The sequence below is a fragment of the Microcoleus sp. B5-D4 genome (assembly GCF_036705145.1).
Taxonomy (GTDB): domain Bacteria; phylum Cyanobacteriota; class Cyanobacteriia; order Cyanobacteriales; family Microcoleaceae; genus Microcoleus.
On the sequence record NZ_JAUBTV010000052.1, the window covers coordinates 1 to 25,076 of the forward strand.

Annotated in this window: 22 protein-coding genes; 16 read left to right on the forward strand and 6 right to left on the reverse strand. The window is 44.9% G+C overall.

The window, feature by feature from the left end; genetic code table 11:
• Positions 1–98 precede the first annotated feature (98 nt).
• Positions 99–464, reverse strand: coding sequence for a helix-turn-helix domain-containing protein (locus tag QUB10_RS21810; protein ID WP_333205379.1), 366 nt, complete (start codon positions 462–464; stop codon positions 99–101).
• 711 nt (positions 465–1,175) lie between these two features.
• Here QUB10_RS21810 and QUB10_RS21815 point away from each other — a divergent pair.
• From QUB10_RS21815 to QUB10_RS21845, 7 genes are all read left to right on the forward strand, one after another.
• Entirely contained in the window at positions 1,176–3,134 is a 1,959-nt protein-coding gene (locus QUB10_RS21815) for a CHASE3 domain-containing protein (RefSeq protein WP_333205380.1), read from the forward strand.
• The gene (locus tag QUB10_RS21820) at positions 3,097–3,558 is read left to right on the forward strand and encodes a response regulator (RefSeq protein WP_333205381.1); all 462 of its coding nucleotides are present in this window, start codon (positions 3,097–3,099) and stop codon (positions 3,556–3,558) included. Before QUB10_RS21815 ends, QUB10_RS21820 begins: the two co-directional genes overlap by 38 nt.
• Before the next feature lie 248 nt (positions 3,559–3,806).
• Complete coding sequence (locus tag QUB10_RS21825) at positions 3,807–4,034, forward strand: response regulator (protein WP_333205382.1); 228 nt, start codon at positions 3,807–3,809, stop codon at positions 4,032–4,034.
• A gap of 3 nt (positions 4,035–4,037) precedes the next feature.
• Positions 4,038–4,196, forward strand: coding sequence for a hypothetical protein (locus QUB10_RS21830; protein WP_333205383.1), 159 nt, complete (start codon positions 4,038–4,040; stop codon positions 4,194–4,196).
• A 108-nt stretch (positions 4,197–4,304) separates the two neighbouring features.
• Complete coding sequence (locus tag QUB10_RS21835) at positions 4,305–4,607, forward strand: ATP-binding protein (RefSeq protein WP_333205384.1); 303 nt, start codon at positions 4,305–4,307, stop codon at positions 4,605–4,607.
• Between the two features lie 423 nt (positions 4,608–5,030).
• The gene (locus QUB10_RS21840) at positions 5,031–7,949 is read left to right on the forward strand and encodes a response regulator (protein WP_333205385.1); all 2,919 of its coding nucleotides are present in this window, start codon (positions 5,031–5,033) and stop codon (positions 7,947–7,949) included.
• 345 nt (positions 7,950–8,294) lie between these two features.
• Positions 8,295–8,792 carry a hypothetical protein gene (locus QUB10_RS21845; protein WP_333205386.1) on the forward strand — a complete coding sequence of 166 codons (498 nt, stop codon included), beginning with the start codon at positions 8,295–8,297 and terminating at the stop codon, positions 8,790–8,792.
• Positions 8,793–8,858: 66 nt separating this feature from the next.
• Here the strand turns inward: QUB10_RS21845 and QUB10_RS21850 are convergent, their stop codons facing one another.
• The 3 genes from QUB10_RS21850 to QUB10_RS21860 all read right to left on the reverse strand — a co-directional run bounded on the left by QUB10_RS21850 (position 8,859) and on the right by QUB10_RS21860 (position 13,491).
• Complete coding sequence (locus QUB10_RS21850; RefSeq protein ID WP_039886668.1) at positions 8,859–9,224, reverse strand: response regulator transcription factor; 366 nt, start codon at positions 9,222–9,224, stop codon at positions 8,859–8,861.
• Positions 9,225–9,546: 322 nt separating this feature from the next.
• Positions 9,547–11,883 carry a polysaccharide biosynthesis tyrosine autokinase gene (locus QUB10_RS21855; RefSeq protein ID WP_333205387.1) on the reverse strand — a complete coding sequence of 779 codons (2,337 nt, stop codon included), beginning with the start codon at positions 11,881–11,883 and terminating at the stop codon, positions 9,547–9,549.
• Between the two features lie 135 nt (positions 11,884–12,018).
• Positions 12,019–13,491, reverse strand: a complete 1,473-nt coding sequence (locus QUB10_RS21860; protein ID WP_333205388.1) for a polysaccharide biosynthesis/export family protein — start codon at positions 13,489–13,491, stop codon at positions 12,019–12,021.
• 205 nt (positions 13,492–13,696) lie between these two features.
• On the opposite strand from QUB10_RS21860, the gene QUB10_RS21865 reads away from it, so the two are divergent.
• From QUB10_RS21865 to QUB10_RS21875, 3 genes are all read left to right on the forward strand, one after another.
• Entirely contained in the window at positions 13,697–15,118 is a 1,422-nt protein-coding gene (locus tag QUB10_RS21865; RefSeq protein WP_333205389.1) for an O-antigen ligase family protein, read from the forward strand.
• Positions 15,119–15,248: 130 nt separating this feature from the next.
• Positions 15,249–16,586: a flippase gene (locus tag QUB10_RS21870; protein WP_333205390.1), complete on the forward strand. Its 1,338-nt coding sequence runs from the start codon at positions 15,249–15,251 to the stop codon at positions 16,584–16,586.
• A complete protein-coding gene (locus tag QUB10_RS21875) occupies positions 16,583–17,779 on the forward strand; it encodes a hypothetical protein (protein ID WP_333205391.1) in 1,197 nt (398 codons plus the stop codon). Before QUB10_RS21870 ends, QUB10_RS21875 begins: the two co-directional genes overlap by 4 nt.
• Before the next feature lie 39 nt (positions 17,780–17,818).
• Here the strand turns inward: QUB10_RS21875 and QUB10_RS21880 are convergent, their stop codons facing one another.
• Together QUB10_RS21880 and QUB10_RS21885 are read right to left on the reverse strand one after the other, a co-directional pair.
• Entirely contained in the window at positions 17,819–18,520 is a 702-nt protein-coding gene (locus QUB10_RS21880) for a CatB-related O-acetyltransferase (protein ID WP_333205392.1), read from the reverse strand.
• A 13-nt stretch (positions 18,521–18,533) separates the two neighbouring features.
• Entirely contained in the window at positions 18,534–19,478 is a 945-nt protein-coding gene (locus QUB10_RS21885) for a glycosyltransferase family 2 protein (RefSeq protein WP_333205393.1), read from the reverse strand.
• A gap of 390 nt (positions 19,479–19,868) precedes the next feature.
• Here QUB10_RS21885 and QUB10_RS21890 point away from each other — a divergent pair, with 390 nt between their 5' ends.
• The 6 genes from QUB10_RS21890 to QUB10_RS21915 all read left to right on the forward strand — a co-directional run bounded on the left by QUB10_RS21890 (position 19,869) and on the right by QUB10_RS21915 (position 24,986).
• Positions 19,869–20,285, forward strand: a complete 417-nt coding sequence (locus QUB10_RS21890; protein ID WP_333205394.1) for a glycosyltransferase — start codon at positions 19,869–19,871, stop codon at positions 20,283–20,285.
• Positions 20,286–20,359: 74 nt separating this feature from the next.
• The gene (locus tag QUB10_RS21895) at positions 20,360–21,313 is read left to right on the forward strand and encodes a glycosyltransferase (RefSeq protein ID WP_333205395.1); all 954 of its coding nucleotides are present in this window, start codon (positions 20,360–20,362) and stop codon (positions 21,311–21,313) included.
• The gene (locus tag QUB10_RS21900) at positions 21,202–21,660 is read left to right on the forward strand and encodes a glycosyltransferase (RefSeq protein WP_333205396.1); all 459 of its coding nucleotides are present in this window, start codon (positions 21,202–21,204) and stop codon (positions 21,658–21,660) included. Before QUB10_RS21895 ends, QUB10_RS21900 begins: the two co-directional genes overlap by 112 nt.
• 335 nt (positions 21,661–21,995) lie before the next feature.
• Entirely contained in the window at positions 21,996–22,883 is an 888-nt protein-coding gene (locus tag QUB10_RS21905; RefSeq protein ID WP_333205397.1) for a glycosyltransferase family 2 protein, read from the forward strand.
• Positions 22,884–23,024: 141 nt separating this feature from the next.
• Positions 23,025–23,810, forward strand: coding sequence for an FkbM family methyltransferase (locus tag QUB10_RS21910; RefSeq protein WP_333205398.1), 786 nt, complete (start codon positions 23,025–23,027; stop codon positions 23,808–23,810).
• Positions 23,811–23,834: 24 nt separating this feature from the next.
• Entirely contained in the window at positions 23,835–24,986 is a 1,152-nt protein-coding gene (locus QUB10_RS21915; protein WP_333205399.1) for a glycosyltransferase family 4 protein, read from the forward strand.
• Positions 24,987–25,076 lie beyond the last annotated feature (90 nt).

Consider the following 25,076-nt stretch of genomic DNA (forward strand, 5'->3'; position numbering starts at 1 on the left):
AGTCATGCCTGAGTCTGGCAGAAGGGACTTGCACCCTTATCAGACCGAGAGTTCAGCCTTGTGGCTGGAAACGTTATGTACGGACTGATTACCGTGATTCACGTTTCAACGAATCGCACTAAGATTCTCCTTACTTGGGTACTACTCAGCTCAATTCCTGTCTTCTCTTTTAAATGTATGGCAAGTCTAGCTGTTGTCCATCTCCCGAATTCATAGCCATATTTCTCAGGTTCTACTTCAATTGTCTCTAGAAGTAAATCAATGTATTCTTCTGTAGCTTTTCGGTAGTTACCCTTCATCCTATCATCTTTAAAACTCTCTAATCGATCCGGATCACCATGAATACTCCAATAAGCTACTTTTCTGAGAGAACATCCAATTAGTTCAGCAGTTTGAGCTTGTGTATTTCCGTTATTTAGTAACAAAAAAATTAAGGCTATGAAGCCGAATGTCTGGATGATCATGCTCTTTTAATACTTGTTGAAGAGTTTCCTTTGTCTCGGAACTTAGAAAATTTTTAGCAGGCATTTACTTTTTCTGAATATCATTATGTTATATTATACCAAGATGCGTTTTAAATGCACAACAGCTTACCCGATCGCTCGCATTTCTGATTTCTCATATTCTTCACCCGCTTCATCACCTCTATAAATTTCTCCCTGCCTCCCACAGATTATTTTTTAAATAAAATATTAAAAATTCGCCTTTTTTTTTGGGGTAAAAAGCTTGACTTTGCTAGATTGACAATGTATTATTTAATAATGGGAATAGTGACAAAATTAAAATTTATGTCACCACTCCCATTATCTAAAATATACCCCAAAAATCAACAGCAGTCAATAGGTAAAAACTCTTTTCTTTACGCCGCAATTTGAAACTGCCAAAGGAACAGGAACGATACAAAAATCCATGCAAAAAAAGGCGAATTAAGCTTTGCAGGTTATCCTAGATTGTCTGGTGTCTGCCTGAATCACGAGAGGCAAGAGATCGATTTATGCCATCTCCGACTTAAGGGGGATGCGAGGAGGAGCGAGGCTAAACTAGAAACAAGATCGATCGCACATTTGATCCTTAAATTTATAGGCTTTGGCGGTCGTATCGGCCCGCGCCAAAAATTCGAGTAGTGCGTATCCAGCTAAAATAAAAAAAAGCAGGATTCGCACCCCGACTATTTCATGAAACAATCGCTGACTCCCCAAATCACCGCAGGTATCGGAATGGTTGTGGCGCTGCTAATTTGGAATGTGGCCACTTCCTACCGCAACACTCTCAAGTTAGTCCAAAACGAACGCTGGGTGGGCCACACTCACCAAGTTTTAACCGAACTCGAAGCCACGCTTTCTACCTTAAAAGATGCTGAAACCGGACAGCGCGGTTATTTGCTGACGGGAGAAGAACGTTATTTAGAACCGTATCACAGCGCGATCGACCGCATCAACGAACAAGTAGTCGGATTGCAGCAGCTAACCGCCGACAATAACCGGCAGCAACAGCGCATTCGCGACTTGAAAATTGCGATCGACTCTAAATTAGCCGAACTTGAAGGAACCATCAATCTGCGCCGCAAACAAAACTTAGCAGCAGCCGTGCGGCAAGTAAAAACCGGTAGGGGAAAGCAAATCATGGGCGACATTCGGCAGCAGATAGCCGCCATGACTGCCGAAGAAACTCAGCTATTGCAGCAGCGCGCCCGAGAATCTAAAAAAAGCGCTACTTTGACAATCGTGACTTTTACCGTTGCTGCTTTAGTAAATTTCCTGTTGATGCTATTGGTTTACTATTTGGTGAAGCGCGATCGAACTGTGCGCGACAAGGCCGAAATCAAGCAAAATCAACTGTTAGAACAGCTAGAACACGATCGCCACTTCCTACAATTAAGCGAAGAACGTTTCCGTCGCGCCATTCTCAACGCACCGCTGCCAATTATGCTGCACGCTGAAAACGGAGAAGTTTTGCAAATTAACTGCGCTTGGACAGAACTATCAGGCTACGAATACTCAGAAATTCCCACAATTGAAGATTGGACAGAAAAAGCTTACCACAGTCGCCAATCGCTAGTGCAAGCAGATATCGATCGGCTGCACCAATTAAACGCGCGCATTGCTGAAGGCGAATATATGATTGCCACAGCCAGCGGCGAAACTCGAATTTGGGACTTTTATTCCGCACCTTTAGGCCAGCTTTCCGACGGCCGAAGTTTAGTAATTAGTACCGCCATTGACATGACTGCGCGCAAGCAAGCAGAAGCGGAAATTCGGATGCTCAACGCTACCTTAGAACGGCGAGTAGAACTCCGCACCAATCAACTTCAAGCAGCTAACGAAGAATTAGAAGCTTTCACCTATACCGTCGCCCACGATTTGCGTGCTCCCCTGCGGGGAATGCAGGGATTAGCTGAAGCTTTATTAGAAGATTACCACCACATCCTCGACGAACTTGGTCAAGAATACGCCCAGCAAATTGTTAACTCTGGACACCAATTAGAAGAATTAATCCAAGATTTGCTAGCTTACAGCCGCCTGAGCCGCACTGATTTATCGCTGCAAGTTTTAGACTTAGAATCAGTTGTGGCCGAGGCAATTGCTATGGTACAAGGTGACGCTAAATCCAGGCACGCTCACATCAGTGTTCGATCGCCATTGCCTGCGGTAATTGCCCACCGCGTTACTTTAGTTCAAGTAATCGCCAATCTGCTCACCAATGCTATAAAATTTGTGGAAGGCACACCACCCCAAGTGCATATCTGGGCGCAAGAAATTGAGCAGCCTCAAGAGGGAGAGACAGAGAGCAATACAGTGGGAGAATTGACAAGGGGGACAGTGGGACAGTGGGAGCATTCCCAGTTACTTATCGCCAGCCCTCTATTGCCAGTCCGCATAATCCGTCTGTGGGTAGAAGACAACGGCATCGGTATTGCTCTAGAACATCAAAAACGCATTTTTCGCGTCTTTGAACGGCTGCACGGTATCGAGTCTTACCCGGGAACTGGTATAGGATTAGCTATTGTAAAAAAAGGAGTCGATCGCATGGGCGGTCAAGTTGGAGTGGAATCTCAAGTAGGACAAGGCAGTCGATTTTGGATACAACTGAGGAAGCATGACCCAAACGCAGACGATTTTACTGGTGGAAGATAACCCCGTGGATATTCTATTAATGCAGCGGGCATTTCGCCATGAGACTTTTGCTAATACTTCGCTGCAAATTGTTCGAGATGGAGATGCAGCGGTTTTTTATTTAAATGGGGACGGAGAATACAGCGATCGCGATCGCTATCCTTTACCTGCGATAATTTTACTAGATTTGAAATTGCCCAGACGATCCGGTCACGAAGTTCTGGTTTGGCTGAGGCAGCAGCCGGAACTAAAACGCTTGCCGGTGGTTATGCTTACTTCTTCTAGGCAAACACTTGATGTCAAGCGCGCTTACGATTTAGGGGTAAATTCTTATTTGGTTAAACCGGTCGGGTTTGCTTCTTTATTGGAAATGATGCAGAGTTTTAGCGAGTATTGGCTCAACTATAGCGAACTGCCGGAACCTAGCGAATTTTCGGGTTTGTAGTAGCGGTTTCCCGGTTTTTATTGCTTGTTTCCTCGTTACCAGGCTCTTTCGGGTAACGAGGAAATTAAGTTTCTAGTGAGTAAGCCCGTCCTGTATCATCTTAAAGGGGCGATTTCCCACATTTTTATGATGATCGATTGCCACTCTAGCTAAGCTGAAGTGCATTTAAATTGTATAGTAAAATTTAAGAAAAGTCTTGTGGGGAGTAGGGGTTGGGCCTAAGATCCTGCCCAAAAAATACAATTTAGATGCCCAACAGCTTAATAGCAAAATTATTAATTGTTACAGTGGTACACATTCTGGTAATGGACGACAACCTAACAGATAGGCTGCTGGTCAAACGCGAATTAGAGCGGCAATTCTCGCAATTGCAAATAACGGAAATTTTTGACGATAGATTATTCGGAAAAGCACGGAATCGAGGCAGATTCCATCTGGTAATTACTGATTACCAACTACGCTGGACGAACGGTTGAGTTGTGCTTAAAACTATTAAAGCCAGTTATCCAGAATGCCCGATTGTAATGTTTACAAATACTTTGATCGAAAACTTGCTAGAGTACAGCCACCTCAGCAAAGCTAACTTCGCACTAAAAGCAGTTTCTCTTCATTTAATTGTAGCTCGATCGCGCAACTAGATGCGGAAATTGCCCGAAAAAAAGCTCGGATAACGGTTGTCGAACCGCTACCTGCGGTGTTGGCACATCCTCCTACGCTGCTGCAAGTCTTGGTTAACTTGCTCTCCAATGCTCCACCAGTTCGTGCAGCCTGGGATAGCTCCCCAGGTGCGAGTTTATTCAGAAGCTGAGGAGGAATATATCTATCTTTGGGTAGAAGACAACGGCATTGGTATTGCACAAAGATTTCAAGAGAGGATTTTTGGGTTGTTCGATCGCCTGCACGGTCAAGAAGTGTATCGGGGGACGGGAATGGCGCTGGCGATAGCGAACAAAGGAGTCGATCGGATGGGGGGTGCGATCGGGCTGAAATCGACTCGGGGAATGGGTACCCGCTTCTGGGTAAAATTATTACGCAATTGCGAGAGTTGAGGAAGCAAGTTCGGCAACGCGCAGTGAATCGGGATTTAAAAGATGAGGTTCTAGGGAAGAAAGTTTTAACAGCAATATTCTGCTGTAGCTCAAAGAATCAATCAACCCGCTTGTTCACCCCCGAAGACAGAATAAACAATTAGTATAGTTATAGTTCACTACTCTCTTGCACCGTTTCCGCCTGAGCAGGCTTTCTGCTCTGTTTTAGAACAACTTACTTAATTAATTTGCTTGTGGGCACGCCCCTAAACGGCTGGTTGAAAATATTACAAGCTGTAAAATATAATAAAATACAAGCAAATACAATAAATTTATGGGCAAGTCTAATTAACCCACCAAGTAAATATTCAAATTATCGAGGTTGCTTAATAACAAATTTTTAGATTAAAGAATGTTTGCGCCAATACCAAAAGTAAAAGCCCAATGCTGTCTATTCTGTTAATCGACGACAACCCGAACGATCGCCTGATGATCGAGCGAGAACTGAGAAAAACTTTTCCAGATTTAGAAATTAAGTCCGTTATTGATATCCAAAGTCTCGAACAAATCCTGACTGCCGGGGGTTTTGATATAGTAATTACAGACTACCAACTTCACTGGAACGACGGATTAACTATTCTCCACAAAGTTCACAGTCGCTACCCCAATTGTCCGGTAATTATGTGTACTGACAGCGGCAGCGAACAAGTGGCAGTCGAAGCAATGAAAGCCGGCTTAAGCGATTACGTCTTCAAGGGGCGACACTTAAAGCGGCTGGCGGGGGCTGTGGCCGAAAGCTTGAAAAATCAGCAGTTGCGTGAGAACTACGCGAAAACGTCGGCGCAGTTGGCAATTTCAGAGGAAAGGCTGAGGTTGGCGATCGAAGCCTCGAAAATGGGAACTTGGGATTGGAATTTATTAAATGGCCAGGTCGTTTGGTCGGAGGGACACGAACAGTTATTCGGGCTGGAAAAAGGCAGTTTTGCGGGAACTTACGAAGCGTTTTTTAGCTGCATTCACCCGGATGACCAGGCCTCGATCGCCCGGGCTGTTACCTTGGCTTTAGAAAACAAAATAGAATACCAATACGAATTTAGAGTCATTTGGCCTGACGGCAGCTTGCACTGGATCGCGAGTAGGGGCAAGTTTTTTGATGATGATACGGGTAAATCGGTGCGATCGAGCGGGGTGGTTTGGGATATTACCGATCGTAAATTATCGGAAGCCAGGGTGCAAGAAAGCGAGGAAAACTTGCGCTTTGCCCTAGAAGCAGCTAATACGATCGCTTTTAGCTGGGATGTGGCATCGGGGGAAGTCCGCCGTTCGTCCAATGCCGAAACACAGAGGGGTTTGGGCCCAGACAGCACCTTTGGTACTTTTGAGCAAAAAAAGAATGCGGTGCATCCAGAAGACCGCGAAAGCTTTTTGGCAGATTTGGATGCCGCACTCAGCGGGACGGGAGTCTACGAGTCGGAATACCGCCAACTGACCCCCGACGGCTCAGTGATTTGGCTTCACGACAAAGGGCGGGTGGTTTTTGACGCATCCGGCACACCCCTTCGGCTGTTCGGGGTGGCGATCGACATTACGGATCGCAAACAATTAGAATACGATCGCTCCCGCGCCTTGGCCCGCGAGCGGTCGTATTTGCACCGCCTGCAAAAGTTAACCTCCGCGTCAGTAGCTATCAACTCCACCCTGTCGGTGGCAGAAATACTTCAGTTAGCGGCAGATAGCGCCCGCCAAATTCTGGAAGTTCACCAGGTAGCGGTGAACCTCAACCCGGCGGCAAACTGGGATGCGGGAATTAGCAAGTTTTCCATGTCAGAAAAATACGCCGCCTGGCAAGATTACTGCGAACAACCAGACGGTACGGGCATTTACCAACAAGTTTGCCAGCACCAACAGGCGATGCGAATGACTCAAAGCGAGTTAGAGGCTCACCCGGCCTGGCGGGGGTTCGGCAAGGCTGCGGGCAAGCACCCGCCGATGCGGGGCTGGCTGGCTGTACCGCTGACGGCTAGGGACGGCAGAAATCTCGGATTGATTCAGTTGTCGGACAAGTATGAGGGGGAGTTTGCCGAAGATGATGAAACTATTTTAATGCAGTTGGCTCAGGCGGTGTCGGGGGCGATCGACAATGCCCGACTTTACGAGGAATCTCAGCAAGCAAATCGCATGAAAGATGAGTTTTTGGCAACTCTTTCTCATGAGTTGCGATCGCCCTTAAACGCGATTTTGGGCTGGGCGCAACTGCTGCAGCAACGCAATTTCAATCCGGCTGCTACTGGGCGGGCTTTATCCACTATTGAGCGAAATGCTAAATTGCAAACTCAATTGATTGATGATTTGCTGGATATTTCGAGAATTATTCGCGGCAAGTTGACTTTGAATCCTTGTGCGGTAAATTTGATTTCGATGGTGGAAGCAGCGGTGAATACGGTGCGGTTGGCCGCCGATGCTAAGTCGATCGATTTACGGTTTGCAATTGTAGATTTGGGCTGGGAGACGGCAGAGTTTTCCGAAACCGGGGAGATTTCTGGCAATCCTGAATCTCAGTTAAATCCGAAATTTTGGGTATCAGGAGACCCCGGCCGCTTGCAGCAAGTAATTTGGAATTTGCTGACGAATGCGATTAAGTTTACGCCGCGCGGGGGGCGAGTTGAAATCCGACTTTCGAGAGTTGATTCGGAGGTTGAGCTGGCTGTTACCGACACGGGAATTGGGATTGCTCCGAATTTTTTGCCTTACGTGTTTGACTCTTTCCGCCAAGCGGATGCTACGATTACTCGCAATTATAGCGGTTTGGGGCTGGGTCTGGCGATCGTCCGGCAGTTGGTGGAACTCCACGGTGGCACGGTTTGGGCGAGCAGTCCGGGACTGGATATGGGATCGACTTTTACTTTCCGTCTCCCTGCGATGCAGGTAAATTCGCTCGCAAGCGAGGAAGCGCAGGTTTTGGCTGGCGCTGGTAATTTACTGGGAGTTAAGGTTTTGCTGGTTGATGACGAGATTGATTCGCGGGAATTTATGAGGTTTGTCTTGGCAGATTCCGGGGCCGCTGTCAGGGCCGCATCGTCTGCTGCTGAGGCGTTTGAGGTGGCTTCGCAGTTTGGGCCGGATGTTGTGGTCAGCGATATCGGAATGCCGGAGGAAGACGGCTATTCGCTGCTACGAAGGCTGCGTTCTTTGAACACGCAGACAGGGAAATTTTGGGCGATCGCTCTGACGGCTTATGCTAGGGATGAAGACCGCGATCGTGCTTTTGCTGCAGGTTTCGATCGGCATCTGTCTAAACCTGTGCAACCCGATGTGTTGGTAGAGACTATAGTCAAGTTGAGGCAGCAAGGGCTAACAACTTAAAAATTTGTCTTAATAATTGGGAATTGGTAAGGGAAAAGTGGTAAATAGGAATTGGGAATTGTGCTTGTAGTGACGACTTTAATCCTCGTAAAACTCGCTGGTACTTGCATTCCTCACTACCAATCTATAATGCTGATTTTACCGACACGACCTGATTAACCCCACTGGATATCGACGGAAATCGCTCAACTGAAAAATATAAAAATTTGTATTTTTCAAACTATTCAACTTCTGCTTGTGGGGCTTTGCTTCTCGCCCGCCTAAAATATGCAATTTCTATGCCGATTAGGTGATTGGTTTGTGTTAATATGCTAAAATATTAAACAACCACGCGGTAATAATTAGGTGGACAAACTTCAGACAGATATAGAGGCAATTTACTCTCAAATAGAGGAATTGCGCCTGGAACGCCAGCAGCTTAGTATTGCCGATGTTGTCCCAGCAGGTGATTCGCCCCAAGCGATCGCCGATGCTTATCGTCGTCACGCGAGGGAAACAGCACAAGTGTCGGCAGAAGTCAAGGGGATTGATGATGCGATCGCGGCTCTGTCTGCTCAACTGAGTCAGAAACAGCAGCAGTCGGTAAAGTTGCAAAGAATCACTCCGATGGAGGAGCAAGTTGAAGAAGGAAGAGTGCTCGCTCACGGACACGCGGAACGGATTAATGAACTGGCGGCGGAGCTGGCGGCGGAAGTGAAGGGACTCAAAGCCATCGCCGACCAAATTAGTCCTAGCTACTGGCAGGTTTATTACAAGCCTTTTATTACTGGTTTTAAGAGTATTTCTGTTCCCTACGTGCGATCGGACGGGGATGTTTGGACTATTGTCAATCGAGTAGTTTAGAGAGGCTGCGGGAGCAGAAATAATCAGCGCTCAAGACAATTTTTTTCCTGTCCCTATTCCTCTACCTCAACCTCGCAGCAATTGCTTAATAGTGCCGACCAATTCTTGAGGGTGAAATGGCTTGGCGATGTAAGCGTCGGCTCCTTGTTTCATTCCCCAATAGCGATCAAACTCTTCGCTTTTGCTAGAGCACATTACCACCGGCAAATTTTGGGTTTTAGGGTCGCTTTTGAGCCTGCGACAGACTTCGTAGCCGTTCATCCGGGGCATCACGATATCCAGAACCACTAAATCTGGGCGGTTAGCCTTGATTTGCTCTAGAGCTTCTACGCCATCACTCGCTACCGTGACGTTGAGTCCTCTACCTTTGAGCAAGTCGGCGATCATCTCCCGCAGAGTGACGCTATCATCAACAACCATAACTGTACTCATAGAATAATCCCTACCAAGTTTCTGGGTTGAAACGTTCACATTAACGTTTACACTAACGTTCACCTTCAAAGGTGTCTTTTCCTGATTGAGATTGCGCTCTGCTAAATGTAGTTTACCCACTTTTGCTGATTTCTCAATCATTTTCTGAGTAATTACAGCAAAATTTAAAGATCCGCGCAACCTCGGTTGACACACGAGGCTATGTCCGTTAGTCTATCATTTTCTTTCTCAAATGGTACTATTATCAAAAAATCAGGGTATAGCTTGGTTATGCGTTTCCCGTTGAGGACGGCGGCGCTCGGCCACCTGCATCAACATTTCTCTAATTAGGATTTTTCGTACCTAAAGCGGATAGTTTTTGGTCGTAGAGCGTGTCTAAAACGACCGGGCGCTGGCGGTAGCTGTGACCGGTGTTTTTGCAGCCATTAGCAACGATTCCCAAGACGGAAGCTCCAGAAATTTTTAATTCTTCTAAAACTTTGCGAACTTGCGATCGGTCTGTTTGCCCAATTTGGACGACCATAATCGTAGCGTCTGTGCGAGCTGCGATCAAGTGGGTGTCTGCCAAGCCTGCTAATGGCGGGGTGTCATAAATTACTAAGTCAAAAAATGCTTGAAATTGCTCCATCAGATACTGCATTTTTTTGGAAGAAAGAAGCTTGATGGGATCGGGGGGAATTTGACCTGCGGTGAGTACGAACAAATTTTCTTGGTTCGGGACTCGTTGAATCGCGTCGTTGAGGCTGAGATCTGTGGAGATGGCATCGCCCAGGCCACGCACGTTTGGCAGTCCTAACTTAGCGTGCAGTTGCGGGCAGCGCAAATCTGCATCTACTAACAATACTCGCTGTCCGACTGCTGCTGCTGTGGCGGCCAGGTACAAAGCTACTGTAGATTTGCCGTCTCCGGCTACGGCTGAGCCGACTAAGAGCGATCGAATTGCCGTGCCTGCACTCAGTAAGTGAATGTTCGTGTAGAGCGATCGAAATGCTTCTAAAAATTGATAGTCCAAGTCGCTCAAAATACTTGGGCCCCCGCTCATAGAACCAGTATGTCTAGCTTCGCCCGGTTCGACTACTTCGACTTTCGAGTTCGATCGAGCCGATGTTAGTTTCCTCTGTCTGGCTGGCGGTCTGCGCTTGACTTTTTTGGTAAACGGAATTACCCCGAGTATTGGCAATCTTGTGGCCATTCTCAGTGATTCAGGAGTGTGGAACACAGTATTTAGTACCTCTACCAGCAAGCCGACTGCTATGCCCAGCAGACTGCTTAAAATTACTGCCAGCGCTAACTGTTTTCTGGTTTGTTTGACGGTAGCTGTTAGAGGGTTGCCGAATTTGTCTCGCGGAATTTCCGGAGGATTTATCAGCACCCAGGGGATTTGCTCCTGAGCTGCATCAATCCGCAAGGCTTCTCGTTTTGCCAAGAAGTCCGAAAAACTCTTAGTAACTACTTGCAGTTCCCGCTGTAAATTGTCGTATTGTCGGGTTGTGACAGAAAAGTTTCTAATTTTTTGGTTGAGAGCATTTTGCAAAGCTGTCATTTCGCGATCGCGCGCTTCAACTTCTTTAATTTGGCTCTCTAAATTTCCCATCACCACTTCTCTTGCTTGTTTAGTGGCAGTTAAAATCAGTTCTTCCCGACTTTTTCGCAGCGCTAAAACTGGCAAACTGTCTTCTCTGTACTGAGCTAATTTTAATGACAATTCCGAGTCTATTCTCTGAATTTGACCTAATAGTCCGCCGTAAGCTTGCCCTTGGGTCATCAGCACCCCCTGGGGATTATTTTCGTTGAGTAGTTTTTCATAGCTTTGGTAGAGGTTTCGCATCCCTTTTAGCTGAACTCTAATTTCTACTTGCTTGCCCCGAAGGCTTTGAACTTGTTCAGACAGAGATTTTCCCTCTATCTGGGGTTCAAACAAGTTGCTCTGCTGCCGCAATCTTTGGACTTGCAGTTGCAGAACTTCCACTCTTTCTCGGAGCTTTGGCAGCTCCGTATCTATAAATTTAATACCTTGATTAATGCCCATCAGCCGTTGCTGCAAGCTGTAATCTAGATAAGCTTTAGAAATTTTGTCCAATACGCGGTAAATTTTTTTTCTGTTTGAATCTTTGTAGCGAACTTGTAAAATTTTTGTGCCTTGCTGTTTGCCATCTTTCGTGTAGCTGACTCGCTGGATAGACATTTTTGAGATCAGTTCGCTATAGTTCATTTTGGGATACGAAGCCCGCAATTCCTCAATTATTGGCTGCATCATTTTGGGACTTCGCAAAATCCTAATTTGGGTTTCGTAGTCTAGTAGGCTAATTCCTTCTATATTAATTCTTGCTAAGTCGGCAGCTTGGGTGTTGTTTAATTGTTTGGATTGCAAACCTTCAGCCGTGGCTGGTTCTACCAACAAGGAAAAGGAGCCTTCATACTCGATCGTAATCTGTTTAGACGTGAGGACGATCGCTGTTCCTGCCAGGGCGCTCAAAGCAATGGTGGCTGCTGCCATGACCAGGAAGCGACGGCGCACGACGCCTAACAGCCAGGACAAGTCTAGCTTTTCTTCTTCTCTCTCCTCTACGAAGTGATCTCTGTAGTTCTGAGCAGATAACTCCGGCAGTTTGCCGTTCGATTTGGGTGTGAAGGGTTGGTAATCTTGTCTGCTATCCATATTCAGCCAGGGTATTTTTGAGGTTGATATTTTTGAGGTTGATATTTTTGAAGTGGCCTGGTCGCGGCTGGGTAATCTTATTGTTTAGTTTATTCTAGCCTTTGCCAGGAATTATCCACCTCACCCGCCGCCTTCTTACCTGAATAAAAATCGGAGAACGTTTATAAAATTTAACACTCCCGTAGCTGGCCCGACAGGTCCGATGACAGCGTTCATGCGATCGACAAAATTGACGAGACCCCTGCGAGATACGATAATCATGTCGTTGTTGCGAAGTTGAGGATTGGTTTCTTCGTTAATTCCTTGAGTTAAATTGACTTCGATCGTCCGTTTAGTAGCTGTACCGTCGTTATTGAGGCGGACTAGCTCAACTTTATCTCTTCTAGCTCTGGTATTCTCGTAGCCAAAAAATCCTCTGGAAATTAAAGCTTGATTCAGTGTGGCATTAGCTGGGAGCCTCAAGGGATCGAGGGATGTTCTGAGTTCTCCTACTACAAAAACGTTAATGCCGACAGGGGCAAAGTTAGTGCTCGCGAGTACGCCAGCTTCTGCAGGGTTGACGATCGTAGCTTTGGGCACGATGATCGTGTCTCCCTCCTGGAGGATGGTATCTTGGGCGCCGTCCCCGGACTCTAGGAACTGCCACAGGTTGACTGGGATAATTTGTTCGCCTCTTCTGGTGACGCGCCGCACTTGGATTTGCCGGATGTCGGCATCCGAGGTGATGCCGCCAGCTAGCTGAATGGCCCGGATGACGGTGGGGAAACCTTCGCGGCTGAGGTCGTTTGTGGTGTTGCCGCCGATCACGACGTAAGCCCCGGGGCGGGTGACTTGACCAACGATGGAGATCGATCGAGGTTTTTCTGGGGGTGGCGAAAAGTTGGCCGTCGCAAATTGACGAGCTTCAGCTTGGTTGAAGTTGGCGACTGTGGGAATCACGATTGTGTCTCTGTCTTGCAAAATGATGTCTTGAGAGATGTCTCCTTCTTGCAAGAATTTCCACAGGTTGACGCTGAGCACTTGATCGGGGCCGTCTCGTTGGGGACGGCGGACGCGGATGTTGCGGATGTCGGCGACACCCGTGACGCCTTCTGCGAGTCTGATCGCTTGGGTGACGGTGGGGTACTGGACACTCGGCGTGGCTCCCGGACCAGGAGTTAGGGTAATGGTGAAGTTTCCGGGCCTGGTGACTTCTCCGATGACGCCGACGTTGAGGGGGCGGGCGGCGACGAGGCTGACTGTGACTAGGGGGTCTTTGAGGACGCGGCGGTAGGCGTTGCGGATGATGTTGGTGGCTTCTACTAAGGTGCGGCCACGGACGGAGACCAAGCCGATCTGGGGCAGGTTGACTGAACCGTCGGAAAGAACTTCGTAGCCGCGGCTGAGTTCGGGTACTTCGAGTATTTCTACTTGGATGCGATCGCCGCCGCCGAGTTTATAGCTTTCCGGCGATCTCCTAACGGGCGCAACATTCTGGGCTTGGTCTGCGCCTAGCGGGATGGGCAGTTGGGCCGGGGTGCTTCTGGCGTCAGCGAGGACACTGGAAGCAAACAAGACAACACCCACAACCGACCGGGCTATCTGTCCTGGAAAATGGGTGTTAACCATACACCACCTAATTTTATTGACTATGATTTATATAAGTGTAGCCTTTTTAGTGCTGGGCAAAAAGCTCATTATTTTAAGCGATCGCCGAAAAAAGGATGCTGTATTTTTGCTTTATCCCTAATTTCTGTGTTAGCGTGGTTGCGGGTTGACGGCTATATTTTATATCTAGATAATTTGCTCTTATTTCGGATAAAGGAAAGCAATTATGACTGAACCAGTGTCTCTACCAAATATGCTGAAAGAGCTAATTTTAGGTAGTTATTCATTGAGATGGATGCTACTTGCTATAGTCGCGATCGCCACTCTACTATTATTTCAATTCGCTAGCTATAAAAAAATAGGTTTGGCTTTAGAAAAAAGCTTTGCTGGTCTTTATATTTTTATTTCTCCCTTCCTGACACAGCCTCCTTTTAATTACTTACATTTTGTGAATCTTAAAGATCCCGAAGGTGGCATATTAAAACTCATACCTTATTTTTTTTACCCCTGGGTAGTATTAATTTTAACTTCAAGGGTTAAAATTTTTAGTAGCAATTTTATAGAAACTTTTGCTAAAATATTGATAATGAATCCTTTCTTTTTACTTTATACATTACTTCCATTACTGTCTACCTTATGGTCTATAGTTCCTGAAGAAACGCTAAGAGCAGCCCTAGCTTTTTCAGGATTTACTGCTTTCGGGTTTTACATTGCAGCCCAATATAAATGGGAGGATTTATCTCGTTTTTGGCGGTGGGGATACACGGCAATCGGTTTGGCAAGTTTTGTAATGAAACCCCCTGGAGCAGGCGAGTTTGTCGGCTTAACCCAATCAAAAAATTCTTTGGGGGGAGTCTTAGCTCTCTGTACGGCATTTTGGTATTTGCATTATTCTCAAGGAGCTAAAACTCAGAAAGAGCGCTGGATTGCTTTGGGAATGATGTTCTTTTCATTTTACCTAGTAAGGGCTAATAAATCAGGAGCGGCTCTAGTGATTACTATCATATTAATAATTGCAGTGTCTTCACTAAATCTTCTAAAAAAATTAAGTTTTCAGTGGGCTTTTACTGCGATTATATGTTTCCTGGTGCTCAGCATAATTATGACTGTTTTTATAGTAGACAACCTAGAGGATATTATTGTAGGTGGGTTAGGCAAGGACTTGACTCTAACTGGGCGGACAGAATTCTGGCCGCAGTTAATGGCTGCGGTCAATCAGCGCCCCTGGTTTGGCTACGGATACGATGGATTTTTTCAACAAGATAAGTTAGGCGCCGCTACTCCTGCTTATTTTATTTATACTCCTAATGGATTTCAACCTAAAAATCCTCACAATGGGGCGATCGGGATCTTGTTAGCCTTCGGGTGGCCGGGATTAATTTTAATGATGACTTCCTTGCTGCTCAATTTAGCTTACGCAGTTCGGTATTTGAGTCGTAGCACTCTGGAAGAAGCGGGAATACCTATTTGTTTTCTAGTCTCTATTATTATAAGCAACATCACAGAAAGTTATATTATAGAGATAGCAAATCCTTGGCTGAGTTACGCAATGTTGACGGTTCGACTTGCGATAGATAATGCTAACAATAGTTCTAACAGTAGCACCAGTAACGCTCAAAGGCGTTCTTTAGCTCGCACTGTCCATTGAAGTAACCTTTATTGGGCGGAGCGTGGAGCCAGTTGTGGTATGTTGTTATAGGATCAACCAGTCTAATTTTGCGAGATTGCCGACCCTGCTAGAACCGCGTTTGTGTTTTGTAAAGATTTAAAATATTCTGATGCTAGATAAGTTAACTGCGGTCAGTCAAAAGCTCGGCCCTAATCTGCGCCAGGTACTCAGCAACATAGCTTGGCTGTTCACTGACCAAATCTTGCAGATGGGTCTAGGTCTGTTTGTAGGCCTTTGGGTGGCTCGCTATCTTGGTCCGACACAATTTGGATTGCTCAACTACGCGCTCGCCTTTGTGTCGCTGTTTAGTTCGGTAGCAACTATGGGCTTGGGTACTCTGGTAGTGAGGAATATCGCTCGCGACCCAGAATGCAAAAATGAGACCCTGGGAACTGCCTTCGGACTGCAATTTACTGGTGGCTGCATCACTTTGGTGTTAACTGTCACCGTGATTGCGTTACTCAAGCCCAACGACACTCTGACTCGGTGGCTGGTAGGTATCATCGCAGCAGGAACTATCTTTAATGCTTTTGAAGCAATCAATTTTTGGTTTCAGTCCCAAATCCAGTCAAAATATACAGTGTTGGCTAAAAATTCAGTATGTTTTTTAGTTGCTGCTGTCAGAATTGGGTTAGTAACAATTAAAGCCCCCCTGCTTGCCTTCGCCTGGGTTCGATTGGCAGAGGTGGCATTGGTAGGAATGGCTTATGTATATTTTTATCAGCTTACGGGGAATAAAATTAAGGATTGGCATTTTAGTTGGAAACGGTGTAAGGAACTGCTATCGGAGAGTTGGCCGATAATTTTGTCGGGATTGGCAATTTATGTGTACTCAAAGACCGATCAGATAATGCTCGGTGCGATGAATCAAAATGCTCAACTGGGCTATTATGCTGCTGCTGTTAAAATTTCGGAAATCTGCGATTTTTTGCCGATGATCATATCCAGCTCTATTTTTCCCAAATTAGCGAATTTGAGAAAGACAAATTATGAAGAATATCTAAATAAATTTCAAATTTACTCGGATATTATGATATTTTTATGGTTGGGAGTTGCCATACCGATATCATTACTTTCTCCCTGGATAGTGCATCTACTTTACGGTGAAAAATATGCACAGTCAGCAGCGGTGCTTGGAATCTATGTTTGGGCGCAATTTGGCAGTAACTTTGGAGTAGCAAGGAGTACATATTTGAACATAGAAGGTCAGTTGCGCTACGGTCTTTACTTGACTGTAGTCGGCTCTATTTTTAATGTAGGGTTAAACTTTTTGCTAATTCCTAAGTATGGAGCTTTTGGAGCAACGGTGGCTACTCTGATAACTTATTTTTACGTGATTATATTAGTCAATTTCTTGATTAAGGAATTGCGCCCATTCGGAAATTTAATCTGGCGATCCCTTAACTTATACAAGGCCGCTTGTAGAATCAGAGGATTAGTAAAATGATTCAAATTAAACCTAAAATCGAACAGCGCTCGAATTGCCCCTATTGTGGAACAGAACTTAATCCAAAAAATGTTCTGTGGCAGGGTATCCACATTGTTCTAGACTCTAAGTGCGAGGGATGCGGCAGCGAGATAATCGACGATTTGAGAGTAGGTCATGGAGTGAAAAACTACATCCAAGTTAATTTAATAAAAGGAGAAATTTTTGCAGCCGATGCTTACAAGAAGGAATGGTTAGGCAAACCCTTACTTAATTCACTCCAAAATCCTCAACCGGAAAAAGTTGAGATTGTAAAAGAAATTTTTAAACACTGCAATCGGGTAATTATCTTAAACTGTATAGATCATCTTTATGGTCACTCCCTGCTCAAGTTGCTCAATGCACAAAGGCACTTAGAATGCAACTCTGACTACGGGTTAGTTGTGATAGTTCCTAAGTTCTTAAGGTGGATGGTTCCCGATGAAGTTGCAGAAATCTGGGCAGTACCTATTTCTTTAAAAAATGGTCAGAATTACTATCCCAGTTTCGCCGAGTTTGTTGAAGAAGAAAGTAAACGCTTTGATGAAATTTATGTCAGCGAAGCCCATTCTCATCCTAGCCAGTTTGACATCACGCGCTTTACTAGAGTTCCCAAACACAAATTTGATGAACCCGAAACAAGAATTACTTTTATTTGGCGGGAAGATCGTTTATTAGTTAACAGTGGGCTGTTCCGAATTCTGAAAAAGCTCAATCAACGAGAAAGGGCATTGCCCTTGCAAAATTTAAAAATTCAGCAGTTATTTGAGAAGATCAGGTTGCAAGTACCAGAAGCAAAATTTGCAGTGGCTGGTCTGGGGACAAAAACTAAGTTCCCAGAATGGATTGAAGATTACAGGGTGGATAGTTTTAATGAAAAAATTGAAAAGGAGATTTGCCACCTTTATTCAGAGAGCCGCTTAATAATTGGTCTTCACGGCTCTAATATGCTGCTACCCTCTGCTCATGCTGGTATGACAATTGATTTGATAGATGAAAGGTGGCGAAACTTTGCCCAAGATATTTTATACCAAGAAAGCGACCCGAGAATGGCGACTTTTCGCTATAGATTTTTGCCGTATCAGACTAGCAATGATACACTGGCATTCATCGCGGCTGTGATGGTTCTGAATTGGTCTAAGTTTAAATCCCAGATGACTGCTGATCTTATATAAAATCGGGCTAATTAGACATACTACAGAACCCGCGATCGTTCAACTATTTTCCGTGTTATAAATATGGATGAACTTGTCAATGTTGTGAAAGTCTTTGACATTTTTTCTTAACCATTGTTCCTCCTGGTCCCACCACTTAAACTTCAGCAGAAAATCAATTTTTTGTTCATCAAACCTATAGCGAATAAGTTTTGCCGGAATTCCTCCATATATAGCATAAGGTGGCACATCTTTTGTGACCACGGCTCCGGCTGCGATAATGGCTCCATCACCAATAGTTACACCATCTACAACAATAACATTTGAGCCAATCCAAACATCATTGCCGATATGGACTGTTTTTTCCTCTTCCTCAAAATATTTTTGGTCTACAAAGGTTGTCCCTACTAGCATCTTTGGCGAATAAAATATCGGATGGCTTGAAACAAAATTTCCCACAGGATGTAAGCCTAAGCGAATGATGCAGTTTGGCCCTATCGAACAAAAATTGCCGACAACACCATTGAAAATTCGCGTATTATCGCGCACATAAGTGTAAGAACCAATGACAGAACCTTCTATGGCTACACGACTAGACACACTAACATGGTGACTGATAGTGGAATTTGTAACCAAAGCCATATAGTCTTGATAAAAATTATTATATTTAAACTTGTTTTTCCACCAATTGACTAAAAATCGCAGATATTCAGTGATGGGATTTTTGAGTATAGAGCTGAGAAATGTTGAGATTTTAGACATGGTTACTAATTACTTAGTGAAGGTTAAATATTGTGTTACCCCATAACTTATTTATTTTTTTCTTAATACGCCTGATTAATGGGGGATGATAATCATAAAATGTATCTTGAGTGAATTGATCGGCTACAAAATTTCGGATCGCGTGGTTGGGATGCCTTAAAGGAAAGGTCATTGCTTCCGTTGGCATATTACTGTATATACTATCTTCTCCTGAAGTATGGGTGGCTTGACTGCCAAATCCAATATTAGAAATTAAATTGTTTTCGGGAATAATAGCAAGTCCATTTTGAACCCAACAAGTAAAAAGCCATCTAAAAAACCAATTGTTGACAGTTCCATCATAGGAAACCTGAAAAGCACTATCCCAAACTTTGACAGATTGAGGATTAGCTAATAAATTTTCGAGAAAACCTGCTTCCCGAAGTTGAGGCCATAACTTCATGTCAACATCATAGTATTGCCATGCTCTGCGCCAAGTCGCCCATCCCCAACAGTTACTAAAACGGGAAAAATAGTAACTGTCTTCTGTTCTTTTTCTCCCCAATTGTAAATTTACACCAGCGATTGACATAATCCGTTTGTCATCTCGATAATGCTCTAATAACTGCTCACAAAAAGGGAAGAAGTTCGGGTGTGGCAAACAGTCATCTTCGAGAATAATTGCTTCCTCTACGGTCTTAAATACCCAGTCGAAACCGCTAGAAATGCGATCCTTGCAACCAAAATTAATCTCTGAATAATTTTTCATAACTTCACAGTCCCAATCGACCCGATCGATAATTGCACGTACAGCGGCGCACTTTTCAGCTTCCCCAGGTTTGTTGGCACGAGGGCCGTCAGCAATTACTAACAGCTTAGGGGGTTTAACTTGTCGAATCGCCTCGAAGACTTTTTCAGTAGTATCCACTCGATTGAAAACCACAAAAACAATGGGAGTTTTTGTATGATAATGTGGCATTTAAACTGTTCAACTCCTACGAGTATAAATATTTTTGCTTAGTAGAACTCATCAATATTGTGAATGTGCTAGGAAGCTTGCAGGCTTCGCTTGTTAACTTAAGTTCTAAATTCCAATTTATCACCAAAAAGTTCGCGGGTCAACTATAATACAGCAATAGTTTACCCAGACAGACTTTTAGGACTGACGCTCTTAAACTCTAAAACCTTGATACCCCGCCCCGTTGCCCAAGTGGGGAACTCTTAAAGCTCCCTTGTGCAAGGGTGGGAGCGACTGCGTAAGCCCTAATTTCATTTTTGTAGCGACGGTTGCAACCGCCGAGCGAGTGGGTAAATAAAACACTGTTACTTTTAGCCTTACCTATCGTTAAAAACCGCAATACAGGGAAGAATGAACCGTACTAATATCGCCGTCCTTTTAACTTGCTTCAACCGCAAACAGAAAACATTAGCTTGCTTAGAGGCTCTTTTTAACCAGGCACTTCCAGCCAATGTAGATATTTCCACCTATATAGTCGATGATGCCAGTACCGACGGTACCAGCGAAGCAGTCCGTCAAACCTATCCTCAAGTCAAGATTTTTTCCGGCGATGGGAACCTATTATCGAACGGGGGAATGCGTGGGGCTTTCAGCGAAGCAATGAAAGATGATCCCGACTACTACCTTTGGTTAAATGATGATACTATTATTTATCCAGAAACAGTAAGTGTCTGGCTAGACACCAGTCACAAGTTATCAGAAAAAGGAGAAACAAAAGCAATCGTTGGCGGTTCTACCTGCGACCCCGAAACAGGTCAAACAACATAAGGCGGTGTCCTGCGAAATAACCCTTTGCACCCCGCGCCGCTTATAGACTTCACCAAGGTTTGCAGGGGATTGGCGTGTCTTCGCAAATGCTGGTGAAAAACAAGAAAAGTGGCGAGCCGAATGTCATCATGTCACAGAATGGCATTGCGAATAAGTTTGATAAGATTATTTCAACTATATCAAACTCGCCATTGCGACTTTACCCTGAGAGAAATCGCGGTATATTTTCTCCGGAATGGCTGCCGGACTCCCTGGCTGCTAAAGTGGCAAAAATGCAACCAGATATTATTAACCTGCACTGGGTTTGTGGGGGTTATATGCAAGTAGAAAGTGTTCCGAAGTTTAATAAACCCCTAGTATGGACGCTCCACGATATGTGGCCTTTTACAGGTGGATGCCACTACAGCGAAGAGTGCGATCGCTACACTAAATCTTGCGGTAGCTGCCCGCAACTGCACAGCACCAAAGAGTCGGATCTGTCGCGGTGGGTCTGGCAGCGGAAAGCTAAAGCTTGGAAAAATATTCACCTAACTCTGGTTAGCCCTAGTGCTTGGTTGGCTAAATGCGCTAGTTCTAGTTCTGTGTTCAAAGATTATCGAGTTGAGGTAATTCCTTACGGCATCGATATTCAAAAGTACAAGCCCATCAATAGTCAATGGGCGCGAGAAATCCTGAATTTACCTAAAGATAAACAAATTGTACTCTTTGGAATAGCAGGTGGAACTAGCAACCGCTGGAAAGGGTTTAATCTGCTAGTATCGGCTTTGCAAAGCCTGAGCAAGTCGGGCTGGAAAGATCGGATAGAGCTGCTAGTTTTTGGTTCTTCTCAACCGGAAAATGCCGTTGAAATCGGTTTTAAAGCTCACTATTTGGGTAATCTAGCAGATGATATAGCGGTTCTCAAGCGTGGTGAGGTATGCCCACGGAGGCCACGGAGGCCACGGAGGCCACGGAGGCCACGGAGGCCACGGAGGCCACGGAGGCCAGTCGTACCTCATATGAGAGCTCGAAAGGCTATATCTCCCTAGCAACAGTTTATGCAGCAGCAGATGTCTTCGTCGCCCCTTCTGTTTACGATAATTTGCCAAACACGGTGATGGAAGCTGGAGCCTGCGGCATCCCCAGCGTCGCATTCAATATCGGGGGACTGCCGGATATGATCGAACACTGCTCAAATGGCTATTTAGCTAAACCTTATGAAACAGAAGACTTAGGGCGAGGAATTGCTTGGGTTTTAGAAGATCCCGATCGGCACCAAAAACTCTGTCGCAGCGCTCGCCTCAAAGTTGAAGAGAAATTTACACTACAAGTCCAAGCTCGCGCGTACAAAAATTTATATGAAGAAATCTTGCAAGCAGCTAATGGTGTTGATTGAAGAAAGCAAGGATGAGTGGTATATTTGCTGAAAAAGCGAGGTGCTGATTTATACAACGAGGTAGACGCAATTATGCTCGGGGCAAAGTAGGGAAATCACAAAACAAATTAGCAAATTGGGTTGATGAGCGAATATAATAGCCGGGCACTGAGTGATGAAGAATACAGTTAGTAACGCTTCTGATGGTGGCCGGGTTTTAAAATAAATAAATTTATAATTAAATCTCTTGATAGTGTGGTCAAGTTAAGTTAGTAATTGAAGAGGACTCGAACTCGATCAGTATTGCCGATCGTCCGAGGACAAGTTTTTACTCGTCAGCCCAATGTTTTAGATAAATGGAGTACACCAGTATAGCAGTCCTGATGACTTGTCACAACCGCAAGTTAAAGACGTTAGTCACTCTAGAGTCGCTGTTTAACCAAACACTAACAAGTGAAATTGCGCTCAGCGTTTATCTGGTAGATGATGGCAGCACTGATGGCACGTCCGAAGGAGTACAGCAAAAATATCCTCAAGTCAAGCTTTTTTCGGGAGATGGCAATTTATTTTGGAATGGAGGAATGCGGATAGCTTTCAGCGAAGCCATGAAAGACGAGCCCGATTACTACCTCTGGCTCAACGACGATACGGTACTGGCTCCAGAGGCTTTAAATACGCTGCTGGCAACCAGTCGCGAGTTATTTGAACAAGGAGAAAAAAAGGCGATCGTTGCCGGCTCTACTTGTGATCCGGATACTGGTGTTTTCACTTACGGAGGAATGGTGCAGAGCAGGTGGTGGCACCCGATTTATTTGCGAGCGGTAGAACCGAGCGATCGCCCGCAGCCTTGTGATACTATGAACGGGAATTTTGTTTTAATTCCTAAAGAAGTAGTTCGAGCCGTCGGCAATTTAGACCCGGCTTTCGTTCACTACGCAGCCGACTATGACTACGGGTGGCGGGCAAAACAGCAAGGATGTAATGTTTGGATCGCTCCCGGTTATATCGGCACTTGCGCTCTCAATCCCAAACCTACAGAAACGCCCGCTCAGCCTTTAAGCGACCAACTGCAAAAAGTTAGCCAACCCAAAGGTTTAGCGCTGCAAGATGTAACGCTTCAACCTCTACAAGAATGGAAAGTTTACAGTCAGCGGTACGGGGGTTGGCTGTGGCCGATATATTGGCTGTTGCCATACCGCAGGTTGATTTGGATGTCTTTCATTGCTAAGTTAAAAGGAGCGTGAAAGATTTTCTTGCTTGAAGAATACAGGGTGGCGGGCGGATTTAACCAACTATAACAACTGACAATGATGCAATCAAATTCTCGTTATTTCACAACAAAATGGAACTATCTAAGAAATCACAGAGCTTTTAAAAAAGCTCCTTTGACAGCTATTTTTCGCACGATATATTGGGCCGTACTTTGCCAGTTGGGGATTCCGGCGACTGTGGAAATTCCGAAGTGGAAGTGCCGTTTTTTCTTGCCTGCTAAGTTCAAACAAGCCGGCTCGACAGGCATTTTTGTACTGCGCGAAGATTACGAGCCGGAACTGTATTATTTAGAGCGCTCACTCTCTCCTGGTTCGGTATTTGTAGACGCGGGAGCAAACACGGGAATTTATACGGTTTTAGCAGCGAAATTAGTAGGAGATGGGGGTAAAGTTCTTTCCTTCGAGCCGGGAGAAGAGAGTTATCAAAATCTCGATCGCAACGTAAAACTCAACAATTTGACTCAAGTCAAACTCTTTAAATCAGCTCTTTCAGATACAGAAGGAACAGCGAAATTCTACCATATTGACAACGCTCCCAACAGTTATTCACTAGGAGGCGATGGCAGCGAAAATACGACCTACGAAGAAGTAGCTACCACTACTATAGATAGCGTTCTGAACCGCGAAGGAATTGAAGGGGTAGATTTCATCAAAATGGACGTAGAAGGTGCAGAAGAATACGTATTGCAGGGTGCGAAGTCGCTGTTTAGCAAAATGCGACCGACAGTGCTCTTTGAAATTAACGAAAAAGCAATTGACAGATTCAAGCTCTCCGATGCCGGAGCCTGGAATTTTCTGAAAAACTTGGGTTACGAGTTTTTTACTGTTAAAGATACGGGAGAGCTGCAAAGCGTAAGCGCTCCGCAGGAAGGGAATATCCTGGCAATTCCTAAAGCTTAAAAACGAAATCGAGGGAAACATTACATGGATGATTTGCGCGTCGCTTGGCTGGTTCCCGAAGTAGAATTGGGTGCATATTGGCAGCCAGTATTGAGAGAATTTACAAAAGTATTTAAAAATACTGTTTTCTACACAGGTCGCGTTTGGCCGGGGTTCGATCCCACCCTGCCGGGAGCATCGGCAATTCAGTTGGTAGGGGAGACTAAATTTGTCGAGACGGAAAAGATAGAAACAGGATACGATCGCGGATTCATTGTAGTATCGCCTAGTATTATCGGCTATTTGCTAAAATTTAAACCTCATGTTGTGTTTCCCCAAGCTTTCTCTTTATGGACTGTAATTGTGGCGTTTTTAAAACCGCTACTGAGGTGGAAAATTGCCATTATTTACGATGGTAGTTCCCCAAATACAGACTTTCGAGATTCCAGTTTTCGGACATTTGTGCGCCGCATCCTTGTGCGGTTTGCCGATGCTTTTGTTGCCAATAGCAATGCGGGTAAAAAATATCTGATGGAAGTTCTAAATGTACCGGAGGATAAAATTTTTACCAGAACCTATCTCGTACCTGATGCGGGAGCTTTGCTGAAACGATTAGATCAAACTCAGCCTCCAAAATTGCAGTTGAAACGCCCGATTTTTCTGTATGTAGGGCGCATCACGGCTAGAAAGGGAATTAAAACGCTTTTAGAAGCTTGCGCTATTCTTAAAAATCTAGGTTATGTTGATTATTCGCTGTTGATTATTGGCAAGGGAGATCAGCGGGAAGAACTGGAAGCATTTATTAAAGATTGCGATTTTGAAGAGCAAGTAACGTGGGCTGGATGGGTAGAATATGGAAATTTAGGTGCTTATTTTCAGCAAGCTGATATTTTTGTGTTTCCTACTTTTGAGGATGTCTGGGGTATGGTTGTACCCGAAGCGATGGTTTTGGGAAAAGCAGTATTGTGTTCAAATGGTGCAGCTTCCTGTGAGTTAATTATGTCAGGCGAGAACGGTTATATTTTCGACCCTAGCAGTGCTCAAGAGTTAGCGGATCAAATGCAAATTTTTCTAGATAATCCTGATTTGATTGAGTCGATGGGAGAGCGTTCACGACAGATAATTTCTCAAAAAACGCCAGAAACAGCAGCTAAAGCTTACGTCGAAGTTACATCTTTTTTGAGGGAGAATAGGTAAACCAAGTTACGCAACGGATGAGTGTAAAGGATTTAACGGAGAGATGGAAGAGGGAAGAGGGAAAATTTAGTAATTACCAATTAGCAATTA